Here is a 20,029-nt window from a genome sequence, read left to right on the forward strand (position 1 = left end):
TCATCCACCATTGAACGGATGCTGGCGGATGGCTTCGCGCTCGTCTTCCGTCATCGTCACGCGGTCGTAGTGGCGCGACATGATGTTCACGAGCGCCTGCCAGTCTGGCGGAAACAGCGTCTCCTGCATGTGAGCGAACTCGGTGTGGATTTCGTTCCAGTCGCCTTCGTCAGCGGCCTTGCTGAACCGCACTTCGGCATCTTTCAGCATGTCGTCGGGATTGGTGAACTCGGCCTTTGCCGGCGCCGGTGCGGCCTTCGATGCGGCTGGCGGCGGCGGCGCGACGATCTCTTCCTCGACCAGTTCGCCAGTCTCGCCGTCGAAAACCTCGCCATCGATCTCGACGGGCTTATCCGTGGGCGCGGCAATCTTCGCAGTTGGCGCCGGCGGCGGCGCTGGCGGCATGGTTGCCTCATGCTCGATCAACGTGCGGCCTTCCATCTCTTCGGCCGCGTACATTGAGCCGACTTCCTCGGGGAACGCCTTGCGCAGCGCCGCGGCCTCGACGCACTTGTCCAGCTGGCCGCGCGGGCGCTTGCCCCACATGTCGTTCGGCACTTCCATCTTGCCGAGCGAGGCGTAGGTTTCCTCCCAATAAATCTTGGTGTGGAAAGCAGCCTTTTCGCCATGGACCCAGCGATAGACGACGACGCTGGCCCACTCGGGATAGCGGACCTTCTTGATGACGGTCTCGGTCCCGACCTTGCGCTTGTTCTCCCACACGTCCTTTTCGCCGGTGAACTCGCGCTCGATCATCGGCCCGAAGATCACCTCGTCGATGCCGCCATAGTCGCCGGTGCGCGCCGCCGTGGTGCGGATTTCAGATATGCCAGGCCAAACCGATTCGACCATCCGCTTGAGCGCGGACGAGTACATCGGCACGATGTGGACCGGCTTTTTGTAGATATCGAGCTTGCGGGCGCGGCAGTAGGACAGCGCCATGGAGATAGCCTCAACGGTCTGCGCTGCCGGGAATATCTGATCGACGAGAACCCGCCACTCAGCGGCCCCGATGTCAAATTCCTTGGCGAGCGACGCGGCGATCGGCAAGCGGGAAGGCTGGAGGACAGTGACGGCGTTCATTGTTGCGGTTCCTCTCGCGTGGTGGGTTTCAGGCGGCTTGCTGGTCGGGATGGTTCTTGGCGTAGTGGATCGCCGGTTCTGGCAGGATCCCGAGCGCCAGCATCTTGCGGAAGACGTCGGCCGTTGCTCGAGCATCGCAGCCGGCATCGTGGGCGCGCTGGTTGGTGATGCCGAAATGCGCGCAGATGTCGGACAGTTTCGGGTAGCCGCCCTTGCCGCTGGCCTTCTTGACGCCAAGCTTCATGCTGGATCGCATCAGGCAGATGTTCAGCGTCTTCTCGAAGCGATCGTCGAGACCAGCCCGGCGAAGCTCGCCGCGCATCTGCTTGCAGTCGAACTGCGCATGGTAGGCGACCATGACATAGCCGGCGTCGACGACGCGGGCATACTGGTCGAGCACGTCGAGCACCGAGGCGCCGTGCTCATGCAGGAACTCGGTGGTCAGGCCATTGGCGGCGGTTGCTTCCGGCGTCATCTCCCAGCCGTCCGGCTTGACGAACAGGTCGACCGCGCGTTCCTCGACGAGGTTGTCGTCAAGCAGCACGATGCCGAGTTGCGCCAGGCGCGGCTGGCTCGGATGATCGGCCGGCACCGGGTTGCCGACGGCGTCCTTGAATTTTGGGAGGCCAGACGTCTCGGTGTCAAATATTGCGTAGCGCATTTCGTCTCCTTCTTGCGGTCAGTGATGGAGTGGTTCGCTTGATGGCGTAGCCGACGGCCTCGCCGGTCAGCCCGAACTCTTCGCCAGTCTTCTTCAGCGAGCGGGTTCTCTCGTATGAGGCGACAATCGCTTGGTCGCGCTCGATGTTGCGTCGATGGTGGACGATGTCGCCGCGAGTGATCGCGGCGTTGTAGGCCGCGAGGTTTTCAGGGTTGCTTACCGCTTTGCGCCGGCCTTCCGCATAAGCATTCCGCATGCCGGCGCCGATCTTCGCCTTTGTTGCCTCATCGTGCGGAATGCCCTTCCGGTAGCTATTGCCGGCCAGGCTGGCGCTGATTTGCGCGCACGCGCTCTTTGGCATTTTCAGGCCAAGGCGGGATCCTGCTTTTGGCGATCGGTTGTAGAGTTTGCCGGCATAGGCATCGATCCAGTGTTGCTCCCGCTCGACGAGGTGGCTGTTGTCGGCGACCTCTTCGAGGATCGCGCACTGGATAGCGTCGACACCGTACTTCCGCGCCGCCCGGAGCAATCCGATCGAATGATGGCGATCCTCGCGCAACAGATGCTTATGCGTGGCCATGCGCGTCCGAAAATTGGCTGCCGAGCCGATGTAGCGACGGCCAGACTGGCAGCCCGCAAAGGTGATGGCGTAGATCACACCCATCACGCTGCTTTCCCCTGACGCTGCTCGACCAGCGCCCAAAGCTTGCGGCGCCTGTCGTCCGGCAGTTTCAACACGAAGGTGGTCAGGTCGTTGTTGAACCGCCTCCAATCGGAGCCGCCCTTGGCGCCGGGAGTGATGACGCCGGCCTGTTCCAGCGCAAAGAGGTCTATGTTGTGAAGGATCGAGAACATCTCGTGGAATTGTTGAGCGTCCATCACGCGGCCTCCTCAAAATCTTCCTCATCGGGTTCGCGCACGTGGGCGTCGATGCAAGCAAGGGCGTCGCGCTCCTCGCAAAGCCACTCGTACCGGCTCTCGTCGCCGTCGAAGAACGGCGTTAACTCGTAGTTCCGGTACATGCGGGCGAGCTCGTCGGCCTCCGGCTCAAGCCAATAGGGCATGTTCCAATCCGGTGGCGTCGTCTTCCAAGCGTCGTAGCCGGGCAGGTTCATCACGCGGCCCGCCGCTCTTCGACTGCCTTCATGCCGGGAACCTGGACGCCGGACTTCGCCGCGCGGTTGGCGAGCGTCTGGATGACCTCGCGGACCTCTGGACGATCCTTGAGCGCCATCACCAGCGCGTCGTAGTCGGTGATCTCAGCCGTGACGAAGGTGCGCAGCGAAACCTTGGCACCGGTGCGCCCGGCTCCTGAATTGCGCGCCTCGGTGTCGCGCTGGGCATCGGCGGCCTTTTCGGCGAGCCGGTCGGCTTCGCGCGCCGCCTCCTCGGCAAAATTCGCGGCGATGCCCGGCGTGGTTGCCGCTTCGGCCGCCTTGTGCGCGGCGGCTTCGGCCTCGCGCCGAACCTTGTCGGCTTCCTCGCGCGCCTTGCGCTGGCGATCCTGCTCGATGCGATCCTGCTCGCGCAGAAAGTCGTCGAGGTGACGCTTGAGCTTCTTCGACAGCGCGTCGGCATCCTCTTTCAGGCCGCGCCACTTGTCGTCGACGATGCGGCCGGCATCGAGATGCGGTTGCTTTTCGACCTTGTGCAGATCGGTGGCGCGCTTGGCGATCCCGGCCAGCCGCTTAGACCAGACAGCGGCGCGGTCGGCGTCGTCCTTTGTCTGGATCGGCTTGCGCAGGAATGTGGTGGCGAGCTCGGTCTCGGCCTGGAACTCGAACGAAAGCGCCTCGTGCGGGTCATCCGACTTGATCGAGTTGTGGCCGATCGCCGGAGGATCGTCTGGCCATGCGCCGCCGGCCGCGACAGCGCGATAGACTTCTTCCGAAACCGGGTGCCCACAGCAGAACGTCCAGACGCCATCGGCCTCGACGCGGCGGTTGCTGACGACAGCGACCAAGCCTCCGTTGGCAGGCCAGATCGCTACCGGAACCCACGGGCCATCCTTGTGCGCCCGCTTGCGATAGAACCCCGGCTGCGGCTCGCCGTCATGGATTTTGAGCTTGCGGCCGATTTCGTGCGGGTTGGCGAGCGCTTCGCGCCACCAGTCATAGGACGTGGTCATGCTGCTTTCCTCATGGTTCTGTCTTCGAAAATCGCGATCCACCAAAGGATCAGAGCGCCCCGGCAAGGGCAGCCGATATGCTGGTCGCATGGGTCGCTGACCTCACGCTCGATCCAGCGCAGGCGCCGCGTGTGGTCGCCCAGGTAGATCATCATGCGGAAGGCATCGGCGATCTGCAGGTCGATGCTGTAGTTACCGGTGGCGCCGGTCGTCGGGCTGGCGTCGCCGTGCCACTCGGAATGCTCGGCGAGGGCTTCGATGATCGTCATCATGCGCGCCACTTCATGTCTGTCTGGCGGGCGGTATCGCGCGCCGCACGAACGGTGCGGTCGACCTGGTCCTCGCCGACGGTGAGAAGGTTGGCTATGTCGGCGGTGCAGAACTGCCCGCTCGACCACAGCACGATGGCCGCCATGGCGAGATCGCCGGAGAGGAAGCCGCCAGACGGCCAGTCCTTGCAGCGGCAGGTGCGCGGCGCCTTCATAGCACCACCGCCTTCCGGCAATCGCGCAGGGCGCGCATCTCGAGCAATTCCTCGTCGCGCCAGATGCCGTACGATGCATAGGCACCGGACAGCGCCACAGCCGCCTTGCGGTTGAGTGGAACGATGGTGTCGAGCGCGGCCGGGCGACGATCCGCGCACCAAACCGGAAAGGTGTGCTCGAGCGCGTCGCGGATGTTGACGCCACGATTGAGCGTGAGCGGCAGGTCGACGGTGCGCGCGGCGCTGTATGTCGACGTCGTCCAGTAAGCGGCGCGACAGGCGGCCATCGCCTCAATGGCGCTTTCCCGGTTATCGTCATAGCCGTTGTTGTAGACGTCGATGGCGTCGAGCAGCCGGCGGCGAACCGTGATCGGCGTTTCGGTCAGGTAGTCGCTGACGATTTTTTGATAGGCGCTCACTGCCCGTCTCCTGCTTGAATTGGGGGGGGGCTGGCGGGGTCGGTCACGGGCCGCTCCCATGCTTTGGAACTAAGCGGCCAACATCCGCCTTTTCTCCTTGGCCTTCGAGGTATCGAAGCTCCCAAGTCGGATGGTACGGCAGGGCATGCTTGGCACCGTCGAGCCTTATCGACAGACGCGCGCCATCCGCGCCGACGATGGTCCCAAGCTTCGGCTCTTTGCCGCCAGTGTATTCAACGCGGCCTCCGCGAACGGCTGGAACTCCGTAGGTTTCGCGAATGTATTGGATACTCATGTCCGATGCTCCTCTAGTGTCTGGAAGGGGTTCAGATGGCTTGGGAGGCAGGCATGGAGCCAAGGCACCAGCCGGCAGCACCATCGATCCAATCGTCCATGCGCGTCGTGCCATCCATGTTCAGCCACTCGTGGCGCTGAGACCAACGACGGCCATCGAACTGCTGCCAGATGCGATAGATCAGCTCGGGCGAGAACTTGTTGCGGATCCAGTCGGTGCGGCGGGTTTCGGTGGTGGCGTTCATCGTCAGTGCCCCCGGCTCGGCTTGCGCCGCGCATTCCATGAGGCGACAGCTTCCGCGTAGGTCGGCTTTTCAGGTCCGATAGCGCCGCAATCCTCGCAGCGAACGGCGGCACCGCTGTTGATGTCCTCGACCTTGCAGCCGGCGGCGATCGGATGTTCGAATGGGCATTTCTTGATGTCGGTAGGCATCGGGCTCTCCCGGTTTCGATCGGGAGAAAGTCGCATACAATTGTACTCACGTCAAACGAATATTTATACAAATGTAGACAGCTGGCACAAAAAAATCCCGGCTGGTTAGGCCGGGACATGGAGGGGAATCAGTTCGCTGCGCGTTTGCAGATATCGCTCACCTCTTCGAGGATTGACGCCATCTGCTCCGGGGTTTGTCTGACCACCAACGGTAGCCGATCATCGGCAAAATGCAGAATGAACACCCTGTCGCCGGTCTCGCCATCGATCAGCACGCTGGTGTCGGTCGGGCAGACGGCTGTCTTGATAAGGTCATCAAAGACCCGGAGCCCAGCATCCTTCTTCATGGATTGCCGGTAGTGCATAAGGTTTGCCGCGCTTCTGATCTCCGCATCGGCGGCGCCGACCTGGGCTAGGGAGACGGAAAGATCGATGCGGCCTTGCGAAGTTCGAAGTCTAATCGTCGCTTCGTCGCCATCCGGGTGAACTATCGCCCTGATGCCAAGGAGTTCGTGCAGTTCTGGTAGTTCGTCTTGCTCTAAGTGGTTGTTTTTAACTGGATCAATTGAGTCTTTGCCTGAAGACATTCCCATGTTGTTTCCGCCGGATTTTTTGTTCTTGTACGGTTCCGACAGTCGGGGAGCGGCGATCTGAAATGCAAATCACAAGTTGAGATCGTGTAAACTATCCTCCGCTATTGTTGCATATAGGTAACAATCCGTTACCGCTTTTCCTCAAGATCGATGAGTGCGTTGATTTGGTCCCGCAAGCGCTCGCCGACTTCCGATCTGAAGCCGCGAAGCCGCTTGTCGATGCTGGTCTTGGCGATTTCCTTCTGACCTTTGCCGGTAAGAAGCCAGTCGTGATCGACGTTGAAGGCGGCAGCGATAGCTGAAGACCATTCGGATTTTTTGCTGCTGCGGGTTTCGATCTTGTCAATCGTGACGCGCGGGCAATTGATCCCGGCAGCTTTGCTCACGCGGTCCGCCAGGTCCTGGAGGGACCAGCCCCGCGCAACCCGTTCTTCCCTTACTCGATCACCGAAATTTGCCATGTCTACGAATGTATCGAATTATCTGCATACAATGGTATTGACAGCGATGTGTACATTTGTATGATGGGGCATGAGCGAAAATTCAATCGACGCGATCAAGGCCGAAAGGCGGGCGGCTCTCTCGGCGGCCTGCGACATGGTCGGCGGCGTGACCAAGCTTGCTGAAAAGATCGGCAAAACCCGTGCCCACATCTCGACGTGGAAACAACGCGGAATGATCCCGCCGGACATGGCTATTCCGATCGAGAAGGCGTCTGGCGTCTCCCGTTCAGTGCTTCGGCCTGATCTGTATCCCGAGCAGGAGTCGGCAGCATGACCGGCTTCATCTACGCCATCGAAAGCGGCGGCCGGATCAAGCTCGGCTATTCCAAAAAGCCAAATGTGCGGCTGAACAAGATCGCTTCCGATACACCGTTCCCGTGCATTCTTCTCGGCTACTGGCCGGGCACCGTCGCTGACGAGTTGGACGTTCATGCCAAGTTCCATGAATGCCGGACACGTGGCGAATGGTTCATGGTTACGGAGCCACTTTTGGCTTTCATCGCGGCTAACGTCATCCCGGTGCCTGCATCGACGAAGTTGTCTGAGAGCAGCAATATTTTCAAGCGATGGCGAGCCGTGAGTGGCTTCAAACAGAAGGCAGCGGCGAAGGCCTGCGGTGTCGACCGGCTCACGTGGTGGCGATGGGAGAACGACGCGTCGAAGGTCGCGGTCGAACTTCTCAGCACAGTTGAGGCGGTCACCGGTATTCCTCGCCGCGTCCTGCGCCCCGACATTTTCACCCCGTCTTCAATGCAGGACCAGACGCCATGACCGCCGCCCTCTTCATCGCCGGCCTGTTGCCCTTGCCGCTTGGCGGCTTGCCCGGAAGGGTCCGGCAGTCGTGTTCAACGTGGTCGCAGGGATGGGCAGCGGGCTGCTCACTGCTGCCGCGCTGATGGGGATGGCGCCATGATCCGCAAATCCAAATCCGAGCCGGTTGACCAGGAAGAGACGATCGTCACGTCGCAGACCGCCGCGGCCGGGCAGTTGCGCGCATTCTTCGAGCGCTGGCAGCGTCTCGAGGAAGAGAAGTCGACGATCTCCGAAGACCTCAAGGAAATGTTCGCCGAGGCCAAGGGCACCGGCTTCGACACCAAGGCGATGCGCGCCGTGTTCCGCGACAAGATGAAGGACCAGGCCGAGTTGATGGAAACCGAAGCCATCTACGACCTGTACTGGACTGCCCTCGAACCGCCTCCCGCGCGACCCGCGCATAGCGCACGAGAAAACATTCACGAATTTCCCCGCGCCGTGAAGGCCAAGCCCGCCGATGGCGGCGCCAACATCACGATGACGCACACCAACATCCAGGCCGAGGTTCCGCACGATCCAACGACCGGCGAAATCCTCGACGAGCCGGCAACGGTTACCATTCCCGAAGCGAAAGCCTCCGATGACAACGGTGGGACCAGCGCCATTGAGGGCGCCCCCATGACGGGAGAGGCGAGTAGGGCGAGCGTCGGCGCCGGTACCGACGCAATCAATTCGCCGGAAGCGGCAAACGAACTTCTGGGCGGGGTTGCCGGTGCCTGCAGCGGAATCAAATGCGGAGAGAACCGGACGGGAACCGAGAGCGAGACCAGCGGTGACAGCCTGGAGAGACAGGCACCCAATTCGCCAGCGATGGCGTCCGGAAGGTTGAGCGTAGCAACCTCCTCCGAACCGCACGGAATGGAAGACGCAGGCGGTGACAGCGTGGAGAGACACGCAACCAATTCCGAAATCCAAGAGAGGCCCTCGATCAACGATGAGGCATCCCCGGAGGCAGGTCCGCAAGCCGAAGCCTCCCTTGTCGGGACCGATACCGGGACGCTTGCGGATCGTGAGGGCCGCAGCGAAGGGGAGGCGGCTTCGGTCGACCTCCCCACCAATTCCGAAATTGCTCCCGATCCGCGACTCCCAGTGGGTTCTGACGGCGACCCAAGCATACCAAGCCCCGAAGCCGGCGGTGCAAAAATGGACGAGGTTTCCGCCTCGCCAGATCGGGCCGCGCAAGCGGTAATGACAGACGCCAATTCGGGGCAAGCCGTCACCAATTCCGATGCGGAGGTTCCGGCCTTCTTGAAGACTGGATTGGCGAAGTCGATCGCAGCGCTCCGTCCGCATTGCCTCAACCCTTCAGAGTGTGCCGGCTACGGCAAGGTGCATTGCCACAGATGCACGACCGCCCATGAGGCTCAGTCGTGACCCTATTCCTGTCGTCGAACACCCCCGCCCACACGCCCGCGACGGCAGGAGTCCGCGGGAACGCCGCGACACTGACATACCCCTGTCACGCCGGCGTTCCCGCATCTTCCTTCAACCGGTTTCGGGGACGACGCCCGGTTGAAGTCTCTGTTGTCGCCCTGCGGTGCGCACCTTCCCACGATGCGCGCCGCGATATCACCAAACCTCTCCATCGCCATCCAACTGTTGTTCCCGTCCTTGGAGGCCATTCCCATGCATGCCGAACGTGCATGGCAGTCTCGTGTTTCCCGCGTTGCTGCCAACCAGAACCCGCCGCTGTTTTCGCTTCGGGTGATATCGAACGCCCAGGATCCACGAGATCAATCGTGGAGCGCCAACGTGTTCAAATCTACCAATTCCGATCCGCAACTTTGCCGGAATCAATCCGCAGAGATGTTCGACCTGGCCGGCCTTATCGGCTGGTTGCGGTACAAGTTTCCGACCTCGACCGGCTACCACGTCGAGGCCGCCACCGGGATCAGCTCGGCAACCGTACAAAACTGGCTGGAACGCAGATCCAGACCGTCGGCCGAGCATTTCTCTCTGCTGCTGTGTGTCTTCGGGCCATCGCTGTTCAAGGCGGCGGTGCGACGACCATCTGATTGGATCGAGCGATCCGTCGAGACCGAACGCATGGTCGAGATCGAGAGCGAGATGGACCGCCTGACCAAAGAGCGGGCCGCGCTACAAAGATGAAGGAAAGCAACGGTGCGTAACTTCAAACATGGCAAGACCGGATCGCCAGAGTATTTCACTTGGGCCGGTATGCGTCAGCGCTGCTCTAATCCGAAAACCCCCAACTACGACCGCTACGGCGGGAGGGGTATCTCCGTATGCTCACGCTGGGCCAATAGCTTCGTGAATTTCTACACTGACATGGGGCCACGCCCATCCATCGGGCACACTATTGAGCGCCTCGAAAACGATGGTGACTACGAGCCCGGCAACTGCGTGTGGGCGGTCAAGAAGCGGCAAGCCAACAATACCTGCCGCAACATCGTCGTCACCTACGAGGGTAAAACGCACACGCTCGCTGAGTGGGCTGACCGACTGCGGATCAACTACCGAACCCTGCACAATCGCTACACCCGTGGTCTGTCCTTAGACCGGGTCTTCGCGCTTGGCAGGCTAGCGAGGGCGTGATCCGGTCGGTCGCAGACATCCTCGCCCGCCTGACCATGACGGGCGAGGAAATCGACGACGAAGCACGGCGCTTCGTCGAGGGATACGGGGACGAAGATGCGCATGATTTCGAATCGCGCCGTCACAGCGGCGACACTCGGTCTCGTTCTGTGGCTGTGCGGGTTGGCGGCCATGCTCGCTTTCGGGACGTTCCCGGCAGCGCCGCATGAGGCCACGCCAACGGCAGCCATGCCGCTCGGCTGGCAATACGGCTGGGAATGTTGCTCCTTCACTGATTGCCGCCAGATCAGCGAAGGCGCCGTCAGCGAAACGCCGCAAGGCTACGTGATCAAACTGACTGGCGAGGTCATCCCCTACGGCGACAAGCGCCTGAAACAGTCCAAGGACGAGTTCTACCATCAGTGCACGAAGGGCGGCGATCCGAAGGCGCCGAAGTCGATCTGTCTGTATACGCCGGATCGGGGTTTTTGATGGCCAAGAAGCCCTTCCTCACCCGTGAGCAGGAACAGTCGCTCGCCATCCGCTGGCGCGATCATCGCGACGAGGCGGCGCTGCACGAGATCGTCGAGGCGCACCGGCCGCTTGTCGTTGCCGCCGCCCGCAAATTCTCCCGCTCTCCCGTTCCAGCCGAGGACCTGATCCAGGAAGGCAACATCGGCCTGATGATCGCGGCCAAGAAGTTCCAGCCAGAACGCGGCCTGCGCTTTTCCACCTATGCGCAATGGTGGGTCCGGCACGAGATCACCGAAGCCGTGATAATCGGCGCGACGGTGGTCAAGCCGCCTATCACCAACAAGACCAAGGCGCAGTTCTTCCGAGGCCATCGCTTCGTCAATGAGACATCAGTCGACGCGACGCGCACCGAAGGCGGCCAGACCCTTGCCGAAATCATGCCGTCGCCCGATCCACTGCCCGACGCGATCGCCGAAGCTTCCATCGACGGACCGCGCCTGTCGGCCATACTCGGCAGCGCGCTAAAGATCCTCAGTCAGCGCGAGAAGACGATCATCGAAGCCCGCTGGCTGGCCGAAGAAGCGTCGACGCTGGACACACTCGGCGCCTTGCTTGGCATCTCCAAGGAGCGAGTGCGCCAGATCGAACAAGGTGCGCTGGCTCGGCTGCGCGTCGTGCTCGGCGCGCCGGCTCGGCGGCGGACGGTGCGCGCATGAGCCAAGTTGCACCCTCAGCGCGCGGCCTGTTTCGCGCCACCGGCAAGAAGTCGAAGCCGGTCGTTCAGCGGAATCTGGACGGCAGCTATGAGCGCGTCGACGGCTTGGAGCGTGAAGTGGACGATTTCTACCCGACGCCTCCAGAGCCAACCCGCGCGCTTCTGTCGGCTGAGATGAGCAGGCTGCGCGACTTCCAAGAAATCTGGGAGCCGGCAGCAGGCGATGGGGCGATGGTCCGCGAACTAAAGGACTTCGGTTTCTCGGTCGTCGCATCGGATCTGGTTGATAGAGGCAGTGGCGCAACGATCCGGTCATACTACGATTTCCGGGAAGCGCCGTCAAAAGCTATCATCACCAACCCGCCATTCGCCGAGTGCAATGGCAATGGTGCTTGGCCGTCTCACGCGCTCGACGTGCTTGGCATTGAATACATGGCTCTCCTGCTTCCCTACAACTGGCCTGGAGCCGCTGGGCGGGCTTCCCTGTGGGCAAGAACGCCCCCTGCTCGGGTCTATCTCATGCGTTGGCGAATCGACTTCACCGGAATGGGCGCCCCGCCGATGCTCAATGCTTGGTTCGTCTGGGACAAGGCGTGGCATGGCGAGACCGTGTTGCGGATGCTCGACCGCAAGGACGCCCGACAATCAGAACTCTTCGGGGGAGATGCAGCATGAGCACCGGCAAGAGAGGCTACACCGACGCTGAGATCGTCACCATCGAGCAATGGTTGAAGGAAGGTCTGTCGGCTTTGAAGATCGCCGCAGAGTTCAGCGCCTCAAGCGGCAGGGATGTCACGCGTAACGCCATCATCGGCATCGTCAGCCGCAACAAGACGCTGAACAAGATCGGCTTTGCCGGTCCGAAAGGTGGCAGGAACGGCGGCCGGCCGAGAAAGGCAGGCTCCGCTCCACGCCTTCCACGCGCCCCGGCACCCTACACACTGCCGGCAAACCTCTTCCTGCGCTCCATAGGCGACCAGGACCGCGAGGGCGAGGCATTCCGCCACCGGATACCATCGCCGCGGCGCCACGTGTCCAGCGTGGCCGCGCCGTCGGTAGGAATGCGCTTCATCGACTGCCTGTTTGATCGCTGCCGCTGGCCGATCGACATGAGCCTGGACGCGCCTGCGACTAAGGAATCGCTTTGCTGCGGCGCGCTCGTCGACGCCCTTGAGAGCTACTGCCGGGCGCACAAGGCGCGGCAAGCCCGACAAGCGGAGGCGGCATGAGACAGGTGAATCCTTACCTGATCACCGGCCCGGCGCTGATTTCGTTCTCTGGCGGGCGCACCAGCGCCTTCATGTTGCATGAGATCCTGCGGGCCTATGACGGCAAGCTGCCCGACGATGTGATTGTCGCCTTCGCCAACACGGGCAAGGAGCGCGAGGAGACGCTTCGGTTCGTCCACGAGTGCGAGAGCAGGTGGAATGTCCCCGTGCACTGGTTGGAGTGGACGGATACCAACATCGGTTTTCAGCGGGTGGGCTTTAATTCTGCAAGCCGATCGGGAGAACCGTTCGCCGGCGTCATCAGGAAATACGGAATCGTACCCAATGGCGTGAGCCGCTTTTGCACCGCTAAGCTCAAGGTTCACACCATGACCAAGTTTATGCGGTCCCTCGGCTATGATCGGTGGGTGAATGCTGTCGGTCTTCGGTACGATGAGGGCCATCGCGTTCTTAAGCAGCTCGCTCGGAACGATGCCGGTAAGGAGCGCTACACGGCGGTCATGCCTCTTTCGAAGGCGAAGGTTGCCGTCCGTGACATCAAGGCGTTCTGGGATGCTCAGGAGTTCGATCTCCAGCTTCAATCCCACGAAGGAAATTGCGATCTGTGTTTCCTGAAGAGCAGGAGCAAACTCAAGGAGCTCATTCGAGCTAATCCCGGAATGGTCGACTGGTGGAAGCGCCAAGAAGACCTCGCGTCCGTCTCGGCACAGGGTAGGGGCGGCCAGTTTAATCGTGACCGTACATTCGCCGATATCGAGCAGGAAGTGCTCACACAGCCATTCATGCCCGGGATGACCGGGGACGATGAAGAATATGACGTCGAGTGCGGCCTTCACTGCGGGGCGGAAGCCGCATGAGCGAGCCCATCACCTACGCGACCAAGCTTCACTGCGTCCGCCAGATGATTGTCGCGAAAAACGACTGGCTCGAGAAGTTCTCGACCGGCCGCAACGCGCGTCCAGATCACGAGATCGCGGCCAAGCGCACTGAGGTCATCATCCTCCGCACGATCGAGGAAGATTATCGCGTTGCGGTCAAGGTCGAAGCAGAAGCGGCAGGGAAGGTGGCATGAGCATCCAGGCCGTCGCATGGGCATTGGAGCAGGACATCCCGAGCGCGGGCATGAAACTCGTGCTCATCTCACTCTGCAACCACGCGAACCACAAAACAGGCGAGTGCTGGCCGAGCATCGCTACGGTTGAGCGCGAGGCTTCAATGACCCGCCGGACCGTGCAGCGGAACATCGCCCTCTTGATCGATGCTGGCTTCATTGAGGCGCGCGCCGACTTCGCCGAAAGCGGACGCCAGGGCGCCAACGTGTACCGGATCATCTCTGATCCTGTCGAGCGCGGGGCGCTGACGGCCAACCACAAGATGTTGGGGGTAGGGTGTCATTCTGACATCCCTTCCCGTGACGATGAAAACGCTTCGGATGGCGCCCTCGAGGGTGTCACTGATGGCGCGGGGGAGGGTGCCACTGGTGGCGCCCCTATTAACCATCAGAAAGAACCATCAGAAGAACCTCCTCCTCCAATCACAGAGGCCGCGCCGGTCACGAAATGGGAGGGGGATTTTTCTATATTTTGGGATGAATGGCCTATCCTGCTTCGTCCAGACAACCGTCACCACTGCGCCGGCATCTTCCGCAACCTTTCGGAAGAAGCGCGAGCCGCGGCGATCGCCCAGGCCGGGACCTACCGCAAGCTCATGGCGTGCCGCAAGAAGCCGCCGCGCCTGGTCACATATCTGAGCGAGCGCATCTTTGCCGAACTCGACGGCGGCCCGCAGTTCGACACCGACGGCGATTTCCTCATCACCCCGGACCGGCCGGAATGGTCGTCATGGCTCGGATCGATCCGGTCCAGGTTCGGTGAGAGCGGCGTCCAGTCGATCGTGCGCAAGGAAAAGCCGCTCTATCGCACCAAGACCCGCTGGCCCGACCCAAAGACACAGGCAGCAGCATGAACAACGAGGAAAAATTCATGAAGATTCCACACTGGTACGTGATCAAGCCGACGTTCCGTGGCGAGTTCAACTGCGCCGAGGAGATGAAGGCGCTGGGCATCGAGCACTTCCTCCCGACCTATGCGCGCTGGACGCTGGTGCGCCACACCAAGGGCCGGCGCCGGGAGATCGTGCTGCCGCTGCTGCCTGGCTATCTGTTCGGCCGGCTGGCCGGCGACGACTTCACCAAATTGCACGACAGAAGGCGCTGCCGCCACTTCGATGCGATCGTCAAGCCGCTCAACGCGCCGCGCCCGGTCTTTGTCGACGACATGGCGATCAAGCAGCTGCGCGAGAAATGCGAGGCGGGAGCATTCGACCAGGGCAAGCGCCGCGGCGGTGACGGCTATATCGCCGGCGACCGGATCCTGATCATCGACGGTCCGCTTGCCGGCGCCATCGCTACGTTCAAGGACGGCAAGACCCGTCCCGGCTCTGTCCGCGTCATCATCGCCCGCATGTTTGGGTCCGATACGGTGACGCGGATCGAGGAAGCGTTCATCGAGGCGGCGTGATGCGCATCATGACCGCCCCAAAGTTCAAGACCGGGGACAAGGTTACCTTCACCAACGAGTACGGTGTCGTCTTCACGGGCAAGACGATCACCAAACTCGACACCGAATGGAAGGGCATCGACCAGACCCCGCGCTACTTCTACACGCCGAGCGACAGCCCATGGTTCAGCGTCTCGCAGGACCGGCTTAGCCTTGAAGGAGAGATCGACGCTGGCGGCAAAGCCTTGTGGGTCAAATGCGAAGTACCCATGCCCGAGCCGTCAAAGGTCGAGCCGGAACCTACCTGCAAGTCCTGCCGCTTCTGGAAAACTGGTGCATGGCCAAGCGACTGTCTCAGGCATGCGCCGGGGGTGAGCACAGAGGGACGCGCCCAATGGCCGACGACGCAGCCAAACGACTGGTGCGGCGATTTTGAGCCATCTGTGCAACCCCTCGATGCGGCATGAACGACGATCAGGACGACCTGCCGCAAGTCATAGTCTGCCAAGGTCCGCCGCGCTGCGACAAGGAAGGCGACGCGGCGGAAGAGGCAGCAAAGGCCGGCTGCATCTGGTGTGAGCGGCACACGCTCCTGCCGAACGGCGAATGGCAGATCACCAAGCCTGGGAATGCGTAGCAGCCAAAACGAATGGCAACACCAGAAGGACTAGCTAGATGACCGAAGACCAAATCAAGCACATGGTTTCCCGCTTCCTCACATGGCGCTTGCCGGAAGAATTCAACCCAGATGGGGGCATCAGTTTCGAGAAGACCTTCAACGAGCACACCGCGTTCCCGAGGAAGCATGAGCCAGTCGGGACCAATCTGTTCGATGCGACGCAGGCCACGGCGATGGTGCGGCACATGGTTGATGGCCTTCCGGCAGAAATGCCAACCTCAGCCGAAATGCCTCGCTACCAGTGCCACAAGCAGGTGAGCGCCTTCAAGATCGCCAGTGTGATCATCTCGGAGGCCGGCGTCGTCACCAAGATCATTCCTGTCGGTGACAATTGTCGGCCATTGTCGGTCCCCAAGCATTGGCACAAGCGCTACGCCGGCACCGACGACGATAAGGGATACTTCGTCCTCTACGACGGCGGCTATGCGTCGTGGTCCCCGTCGAAAGAGTTCGAGGATGGCTACACTCTCATCGAATAGCCAACCCCTTGCAGCACAATGCAAATCAGTTTAACTCTCCGATCGGGATGACTTGCTGACCAGACCGCAGCCCTTCGGGGCCGAGCGACTAGCATTTGTCCCCATCGGGATTGAGCACGCTCTCCCGGTGGCAGCGTAGCAATTCCATAAGTCGGGGTGGAGCAGCCCGGTAGCTCGTTAGGCTCATAACCTAAAGGCCGCAGGTTCGAATCCTGCCCCCGCAACCATCTCCCGAAAGGGAGCCGGGCGGACAATGGAAGCCAAGGCTTCTAACGTCCGGTCCCGGCACCGACCGCATGCGGGCCGTACATGCGGAAAGCCTCAAACCCCATGGAGACCGCTATGCGAATATCCCGCATGCTCATGCCGTTCGCGTGTCTGGCCGTTGCCGCCGCGCTGATGTTCTTCGCCGCACCGTCGCCGAGCCTCGACTATGGCGCCGGCGTCACCGTCGCATCATGGCAGGCGCCCGACTTGGCCAGTATGCCCGTCTTCGTCTTCGATGAGGTTGCGCCCACCGCCAAACGCGCCGATCTCCGACAACCGATCGACGCCCACAAGGCCGGCTTTATCCGCGCCAATCGTCCGCTGGCACCGTTCCGCACCGCCGCCGACACGTTCAGCCATATCGATCCGCACATCGCGGCAGGCTGACCCGTAGAGAGTTTTGACCCCAGCCGCCGGCCTTCAACAAGCCGGCGGTATTTTCGCAGCAGCACGCAGGAGACCGCACCAATGTTCACCGTCAAGCACATCGACCATTCCGTCATCCCGCCGATCGAGCACCTGTACCAGGGCGAGCGCATCACGCATCACCCGGTCGCTGGCAATCTCGGCGCCCTCGAAATTCGCGTCGGCGACACGTTCATCGCTGGCCTATGGGGCGGCACCGTCTACGTCATGAACGAAGCGGGCCGCACCGTGTCGCGGTTCGATCTGCCACCGGAGCCGCCGCGCGGTGTGCGGTCCGCCCCGCTGCACCACCATCCAGATTGCACGTACCTCAAGGCGGTCGCTCCCGTTCGGTCCGATTGCGATTGCGGCGTGCTCGAGGATACGGATCGCCAGACCGCCAGCCACATGCTTGGCGCCGTCGCCGGCCCAGCCTCCATAGTGGCCTGACGCTCCCGTGTCCAACCACGACAACAAGGGCAGGTTCACCAAGGGTCACAAGGCGGGCCTGACCGCGATCTATGTGCTCAAGGATCAAGACGGCGCAGTTCGCTACGTCGGCAAGACTATCAGCCCTGCCAAGCGGCTCGAAGGCCATACGTTCCCCGGCAAGCGTGCAATCTATCCGGTCAGCCGTTGGGTGATGGAATTGCGCTCGGCCGGACACCGCCCTGTCATGGACATTATCGAGTGGACCGATGACTGGGAAAAGCGGGAGCGGCACTGGATCGCATTTTATCGGGCGGCCGGCGCTGATCTTCTCAACATCGAGCCGGGCGGAACCACTCGCGTAAAGCGGTCAGAAACGCCAACCGGCCTGCTCCGCACGTATCGCCGTGTCCTCTACAGTTGCGACCGCATCGGCAACACAGCAGCAGGCGACGCGATTCGCGCTCGTATGGAACAGGAAAAACTGCGCGGCCCCGAATTCGCTCGCGCCTTCGACCGTGATCTGCAAGACACGCTGGACGCTCGCCTTGTGGCCAAATGCCGGCAAGCGCTCATCGATGATCCGAGTGACGACACGCTTCACACCATCAGGTTCATCATCTCGAAATATCCCGCTTTGTTCGATGGTCTCCATGCCTGACCTCACACCAAAGCAGGCACGATTCGTCGAAGAATACCTGATCGATCTCAATGCGACGCAGGCCGCGATGCGGGCAGGCTACAGCGCGAAGACGGCAAAATCGCAGGGCCAGCGTCTGTTGACCAATGTTGACGTAGGTGCCGCGCTCGCAGAAGCGCAGCAGAAACGGTCGGCGGTCACCGGCGTTACGGCCGAGCGCGTGCTGACAGAACTGGCGAAGATCGGCTTTTCCGACATCCGCAACGTGGTGCACTGGCGCTCGCAGGTCACGGCGATGGTCGAGGATGAAGAGACAGGCGAGCAGCGGCTCGCCATCACGAATGAGGTTGCGTTGATCAACAGTGACGATCTGTCGGACGAGGCGGCCAGTTGCATTTCGGAGATCAGCCAGACCGAAAAGGGCGGGCTCAAGATCAAGCTTCACGATAAGCGCGCGGCGCTGGTCGATATGGGCAAGCACCTCGGGCTGTTCGACGGCGACGGCAAGGTTCCTCCCGCCGTCAATGTCACGATCAATCATATCGATGTGCAGATCACACAGGTTCGCACCGAATTGACGGAGATCTTCGGAGATGCTCTCCCGCGAGCGGCTACCGACGACACGCCTCGGGTCAATTGAGTTCTACGGCCGCTTTCTCGAGGCCGCAGCACGCAAGTCCGAGTTTCACCTGACGCAGGCCAAGCGCTGGCTGTGCCGGAACGACCTGTTCTATCTGCTGACCGTCGGCTGCAAGCGCAAGGACATCAACCGCGACTGGTTGTTCGATCGCTGCCGCGACGTCGAGCGCAGCCCGAACGGCAACCTCGATCTGTGGGCACGCGAGCACTACAAGTCGACGCTGATCACCTTCGGCCTGTCGCTGCAGGATATCCTTGCCAGCCATGGCGACGATCCGGAGGCGCGCTACGGCGGGCGCGAGGTGACGGTCGGCATCCTGTCGTTCAACCGGCCGACGGCGAAAGCCTTCCTGCGCCAGATCAAGTTCGAGGTCGAGCAGAACGAAGAGCTCAAGGCACTGTTCCCCGACGTGCTGTGGCCCAACCCGCAATACGACGCGCCAAAGTGGTCGGAAGACGATGGCCTGATCTTCCGGCGCAAGACCAACCCGAAGGAAGCAACCGTCGAGGCACACGGCCTGGTCGACGGCCAGCCCACCGGCAAGCACTATTTCATCCGGGTGTACGACGACGTGGTGACGAGGGAATCGGTCGGCACGCCCGAGATGATCCTGAAGACGACCGCGGCGTGGGAACTCTCGGATAACCTTGGCACCGATGGCGGCTGGGTCCGCACCATCGGCACCCGCTACCATCTGTTCGACACCTACTCGGTGATGGTCGAGCGCGGCATACCAGCCCGCACCCATCCGTGCACGTCGGACGGCTCCGAGGATTTTTCCAAGGCTGTGCTGCTGTCGTCGACTGCGCTGGCCGACAAGCGCCGCCTGCAAGGTCCATACACCTTCGGCGCGCAGATGCTCCTCAATCCCGTCGCCGATCGGCAGCAGGGGTTCAAGGAGGAATGGCTCAAATACTGGCCGGCGACGCGGGCGCACAACCTCAACGTCTACCTCCTGGTCGACCCGGCTTCGAAGAAGAAGAAGTCCAGCGACTACACCACGATGATGGTGATCGGCGTCGGCGGCGACGGCAACTACTACGTCCTCGACATGGTCCGCGACCGGCTCAACCTGACGGAGCGGCAAAAGACGCTCTTCCGCCTGCATCGCCAGTGGAAGCCGCGGGTCGTCGGCTACGAAGAATACGGCCTGCAGGCCGACATCGAGCACCACAAGACCAAGATGGACGACGAGAACTACCGCTTCGAGATCATCGCGCTCGGCGGCTCGATGGCCAAGGAAGACCGCATCAAGCGCTTGGTGCCGAAGTTCGAGAGCGGTCAGGTCTATCTGCCCGAAAGCCTGGTCAAGACCGACTATGAGGGCAAGGCGGTCAATCTGGTCCGCGCCTTCGTCCAGGAAGAATACACCGCATTCCCGGTCAGCGCCCATGACGACATGCTCGACTGCATGGCGCGGATCCTCGACGAAGACATGCCTATCGCCTTCCCGATGCCAGACGAAGAGACCGAACTGCCCAAGTGGATGCAGGACATCGAGGGCGAGATGGCCGGCGGCGGCTGGGAAACAGCCTAGAAACCAGGAGAAGACCAAGCCTAAATGGCGATTTCACCAAAGAGCTATGACGAGATTTTCGGCAACGGTTGGCACGTCGGTGGCACCGAGA

The 20,029-nt window shown here is 61.7% G+C and carries 34 protein-coding genes; 21 read left to right on the plus strand and 13 right to left on the minus strand.

Going from position 1 to position 20,029, the window contains the following annotated elements:
* The 13 genes from bet to NKJ93_RS02210 all read right to left on the minus strand — a co-directional run bounded on the left by bet (position 1) and on the right by NKJ93_RS02210 (position 6,556).
* Positions 1-1,083 carry a phage recombination protein Bet gene (gene bet, locus NKJ93_RS02150; RefSeq protein WP_352587297.1) on the minus strand — a complete coding sequence of 361 codons (1,083 nt, stop codon included), beginning with the start codon at positions 1,081-1,083 and terminating at the stop codon, positions 1-3.
* Positions 1,084-1,111: 28 nt separating this feature from the next.
* A complete protein-coding gene (locus NKJ93_RS02155; protein WP_352587300.1) occupies positions 1,112-1,744 on the minus strand; it encodes a 3'-5' exonuclease in 633 nt (210 codons plus the stop codon).
* Entirely contained in the window at positions 1,725-2,408 is a 684-nt protein-coding gene (locus NKJ93_RS02160) for a GIY-YIG nuclease family protein (RefSeq protein WP_352587303.1), read from the minus strand. The genes NKJ93_RS02155 and NKJ93_RS02160 overlap by 20 nt, the downstream gene beginning before the upstream one ends.
* Positions 2,408-2,623: a hypothetical protein gene (locus NKJ93_RS02165; RefSeq protein WP_352587306.1), complete on the minus strand. Its 216-nt coding sequence runs from the start codon at positions 2,621-2,623 to the stop codon at positions 2,408-2,410. The genes NKJ93_RS02160 and NKJ93_RS02165 overlap by 1 nt, the downstream gene beginning before the upstream one ends.
* Complete coding sequence (locus NKJ93_RS02170) at positions 2,623-2,859, minus strand: hypothetical protein (protein ID WP_352587309.1); 237 nt, start codon at positions 2,857-2,859, stop codon at positions 2,623-2,625. Before NKJ93_RS02170 ends, NKJ93_RS02165 begins: the two co-directional genes overlap by 1 nt.
* Positions 2,859-3,872 (minus strand): hypothetical protein, encoded by a 1,014-nt coding sequence (locus NKJ93_RS02175; RefSeq protein WP_352587312.1) that lies wholly within the window; start codon positions 3,870-3,872, stop codon positions 2,859-2,861. Before NKJ93_RS02175 ends, NKJ93_RS02170 begins: the two co-directional genes overlap by 1 nt.
* Complete coding sequence (locus NKJ93_RS02180; protein ID WP_352587315.1) at positions 3,869-4,144, minus strand: hypothetical protein; 276 nt, start codon at positions 4,142-4,144, stop codon at positions 3,869-3,871. Before NKJ93_RS02180 ends, NKJ93_RS02175 begins: the two co-directional genes overlap by 4 nt.
* Positions 4,141-4,356 carry a hypothetical protein gene (locus NKJ93_RS02185; RefSeq protein ID WP_352587318.1) on the minus strand — a complete coding sequence of 72 codons (216 nt, stop codon included), beginning with the start codon at positions 4,354-4,356 and terminating at the stop codon, positions 4,141-4,143. Before NKJ93_RS02185 ends, NKJ93_RS02180 begins: the two co-directional genes overlap by 4 nt.
* Entirely contained in the window at positions 4,353-4,775 is a 423-nt protein-coding gene (locus NKJ93_RS02190; protein WP_352587321.1) for a hypothetical protein, read from the minus strand. Before NKJ93_RS02190 ends, NKJ93_RS02185 begins: the two co-directional genes overlap by 4 nt.
* 326 nt (positions 4,776-5,101) lie before the next feature.
* On the minus strand, positions 5,102-5,314 hold the full coding sequence (locus NKJ93_RS02195) for a hypothetical protein (protein WP_352587323.1): 213 nt from the start codon (positions 5,312-5,314) through the stop codon (positions 5,102-5,104).
* 2 nt (positions 5,315-5,316) lie between these two features.
* Positions 5,317-5,502: a hypothetical protein gene (locus NKJ93_RS02200; RefSeq protein WP_352587326.1), complete on the minus strand. Its 186-nt coding sequence runs from the start codon at positions 5,500-5,502 to the stop codon at positions 5,317-5,319.
* 128 nt (positions 5,503-5,630) lie between these two features.
* The gene (locus NKJ93_RS02205; RefSeq protein WP_352587329.1) at positions 5,631-6,095 is read right to left on the minus strand and encodes a hypothetical protein; all 465 of its coding nucleotides are present in this window, start codon (positions 6,093-6,095) and stop codon (positions 5,631-5,633) included.
* A gap of 128 nt (positions 6,096-6,223) precedes the next feature.
* Positions 6,224-6,556: a helix-turn-helix domain-containing protein gene (locus tag NKJ93_RS02210; protein ID WP_352587332.1), complete on the minus strand. Its 333-nt coding sequence runs from the start codon at positions 6,554-6,556 to the stop codon at positions 6,224-6,226.
* Positions 6,557-6,626: 70 nt separating this feature from the next.
* Here NKJ93_RS02210 and NKJ93_RS02215 point away from each other — a divergent pair, with 70 nt between their 5' ends.
* From NKJ93_RS02215 to terL, 21 genes are all read left to right on the plus strand, one after another.
* Complete coding sequence (locus tag NKJ93_RS02215; RefSeq protein ID WP_352587334.1) at positions 6,627-6,872, plus strand: YdaS family helix-turn-helix protein; 246 nt, start codon at positions 6,627-6,629, stop codon at positions 6,870-6,872.
* Complete coding sequence (locus NKJ93_RS02220; RefSeq protein WP_352587337.1) at positions 6,869-7,369, plus strand: GIY-YIG nuclease family protein; 501 nt, start codon at positions 6,869-6,871, stop codon at positions 7,367-7,369. Before NKJ93_RS02215 ends, NKJ93_RS02220 begins: the two co-directional genes overlap by 4 nt.
* A gap of 138 nt (positions 7,370-7,507) precedes the next feature.
* Complete coding sequence (locus tag NKJ93_RS33555; RefSeq protein ID WP_502904374.1) at positions 7,508-8,785, plus strand: DUF2312 domain-containing protein; 1,278 nt, start codon at positions 7,508-7,510, stop codon at positions 8,783-8,785.
* A gap of 252 nt (positions 8,786-9,037) precedes the next feature.
* Positions 9,038-9,520, plus strand: a complete 483-nt coding sequence (locus NKJ93_RS02230) for a hypothetical protein (RefSeq protein WP_352587340.1) — start codon at positions 9,038-9,040, stop codon at positions 9,518-9,520.
* Between the two features lie 12 nt (positions 9,521-9,532).
* Positions 9,533-9,967, plus strand: a complete 435-nt coding sequence (locus NKJ93_RS02235) for a hypothetical protein (RefSeq protein WP_352587343.1) — start codon at positions 9,533-9,535, stop codon at positions 9,965-9,967.
* Positions 9,968-10,069: 102 nt separating this feature from the next.
* Positions 10,070-10,438: a hypothetical protein gene (locus NKJ93_RS02240; RefSeq protein ID WP_352587346.1), complete on the plus strand. Its 369-nt coding sequence runs from the start codon at positions 10,070-10,072 to the stop codon at positions 10,436-10,438.
* Positions 10,438-11,136: a sigma-70 family RNA polymerase sigma factor gene (locus tag NKJ93_RS02245; protein ID WP_352587349.1), complete on the plus strand. Its 699-nt coding sequence runs from the start codon at positions 10,438-10,440 to the stop codon at positions 11,134-11,136. Before NKJ93_RS02240 ends, NKJ93_RS02245 begins: the two co-directional genes overlap by 1 nt.
* Entirely contained in the window at positions 11,133-11,810 is a 678-nt protein-coding gene (locus tag NKJ93_RS02250) for a hypothetical protein (protein ID WP_352587352.1), read from the plus strand. Before NKJ93_RS02245 ends, NKJ93_RS02250 begins: the two co-directional genes overlap by 4 nt.
* Entirely contained in the window at positions 11,807-12,364 is a 558-nt protein-coding gene (locus NKJ93_RS02255; RefSeq protein ID WP_352587355.1) for a GcrA family cell cycle regulator, read from the plus strand. The genes NKJ93_RS02250 and NKJ93_RS02255 overlap by 4 nt, the downstream gene beginning before the upstream one ends.
* A complete protein-coding gene (locus tag NKJ93_RS02260) occupies positions 12,361-13,221 on the plus strand; it encodes a phosphoadenosine phosphosulfate reductase domain-containing protein (RefSeq protein WP_352587358.1) in 861 nt (286 codons plus the stop codon). Before NKJ93_RS02255 ends, NKJ93_RS02260 begins: the two co-directional genes overlap by 4 nt.
* Positions 13,218-13,436 (plus strand): hypothetical protein, encoded by a 219-nt coding sequence (locus NKJ93_RS02265; RefSeq protein ID WP_352587360.1) that lies wholly within the window; start codon positions 13,218-13,220, stop codon positions 13,434-13,436. Before NKJ93_RS02260 ends, NKJ93_RS02265 begins: the two co-directional genes overlap by 4 nt.
* Positions 13,433-14,329 (plus strand): helix-turn-helix domain-containing protein, encoded by an 897-nt coding sequence (locus NKJ93_RS02270; RefSeq protein ID WP_352587363.1) that lies wholly within the window; start codon positions 13,433-13,435, stop codon positions 14,327-14,329. Before NKJ93_RS02265 ends, NKJ93_RS02270 begins: the two co-directional genes overlap by 4 nt.
* 17 nt (positions 14,330-14,346) lie before the next feature.
* Positions 14,347-14,883 carry a transcription termination/antitermination protein NusG gene (gene nusG / locus NKJ93_RS02275; protein WP_352587366.1) on the plus strand — a complete coding sequence of 179 codons (537 nt, stop codon included), beginning with the start codon at positions 14,347-14,349 and terminating at the stop codon, positions 14,881-14,883.
* Positions 14,883-15,329 (plus strand): hypothetical protein, encoded by a 447-nt coding sequence (locus NKJ93_RS02280; RefSeq protein ID WP_352587369.1) that lies wholly within the window; start codon positions 14,883-14,885, stop codon positions 15,327-15,329. The genes nusG and NKJ93_RS02280 overlap by 1 nt, the downstream gene beginning before the upstream one ends.
* Positions 15,326-15,499 (plus strand): hypothetical protein, encoded by a 174-nt coding sequence (locus tag NKJ93_RS02285; protein ID WP_352587372.1) that lies wholly within the window; start codon positions 15,326-15,328, stop codon positions 15,497-15,499. The genes NKJ93_RS02280 and NKJ93_RS02285 overlap by 4 nt, the downstream gene beginning before the upstream one ends.
* Positions 15,500-15,537: 38 nt before the next feature.
* Entirely contained in the window at positions 15,538-16,020 is a 483-nt protein-coding gene (locus tag NKJ93_RS02290; protein WP_352587375.1) for a hypothetical protein, read from the plus strand.
* A 342-nt stretch (positions 16,021-16,362) separates the two neighbouring features.
* On the plus strand, positions 16,363-16,674 hold the full coding sequence (locus NKJ93_RS02295) for a hypothetical protein (RefSeq protein WP_352587378.1): 312 nt from the start codon (positions 16,363-16,365) through the stop codon (positions 16,672-16,674).
* Positions 16,675-16,755: 81 nt separating this feature from the next.
* Positions 16,756-17,142, plus strand: a complete 387-nt coding sequence (locus NKJ93_RS02300; protein WP_352587381.1) for a hypothetical protein — start codon at positions 16,756-16,758, stop codon at positions 17,140-17,142.
* A 7-nt stretch (positions 17,143-17,149) separates the two neighbouring features.
* Positions 17,150-17,782, plus strand: coding sequence for a GIY-YIG nuclease family protein (locus NKJ93_RS02305; protein WP_352587384.1), 633 nt, complete (start codon positions 17,150-17,152; stop codon positions 17,780-17,782).
* Positions 17,709-18,401 carry a terminase small subunit gene (locus tag NKJ93_RS02310; protein WP_352587387.1) on the plus strand — a complete coding sequence of 231 codons (693 nt, stop codon included), beginning with the start codon at positions 17,709-17,711 and terminating at the stop codon, positions 18,399-18,401. The genes NKJ93_RS02305 and NKJ93_RS02310 overlap by 74 nt, the downstream gene beginning before the upstream one ends.
* Complete coding sequence (gene terL / locus NKJ93_RS02315; protein WP_352587390.1) at positions 18,355-19,938, plus strand: phage terminase large subunit; 1,584 nt, start codon at positions 18,355-18,357, stop codon at positions 19,936-19,938. The genes NKJ93_RS02310 and terL overlap by 47 nt, the downstream gene beginning before the upstream one ends.
* Positions 19,939-20,029: the final 91 nt, after the last annotated feature.

Source organism: Mesorhizobium sp. M0028 (assembly GCF_040323855.1).
Taxonomy (GTDB): domain Bacteria; phylum Pseudomonadota; class Alphaproteobacteria; order Rhizobiales; family Rhizobiaceae; genus Mesorhizobium.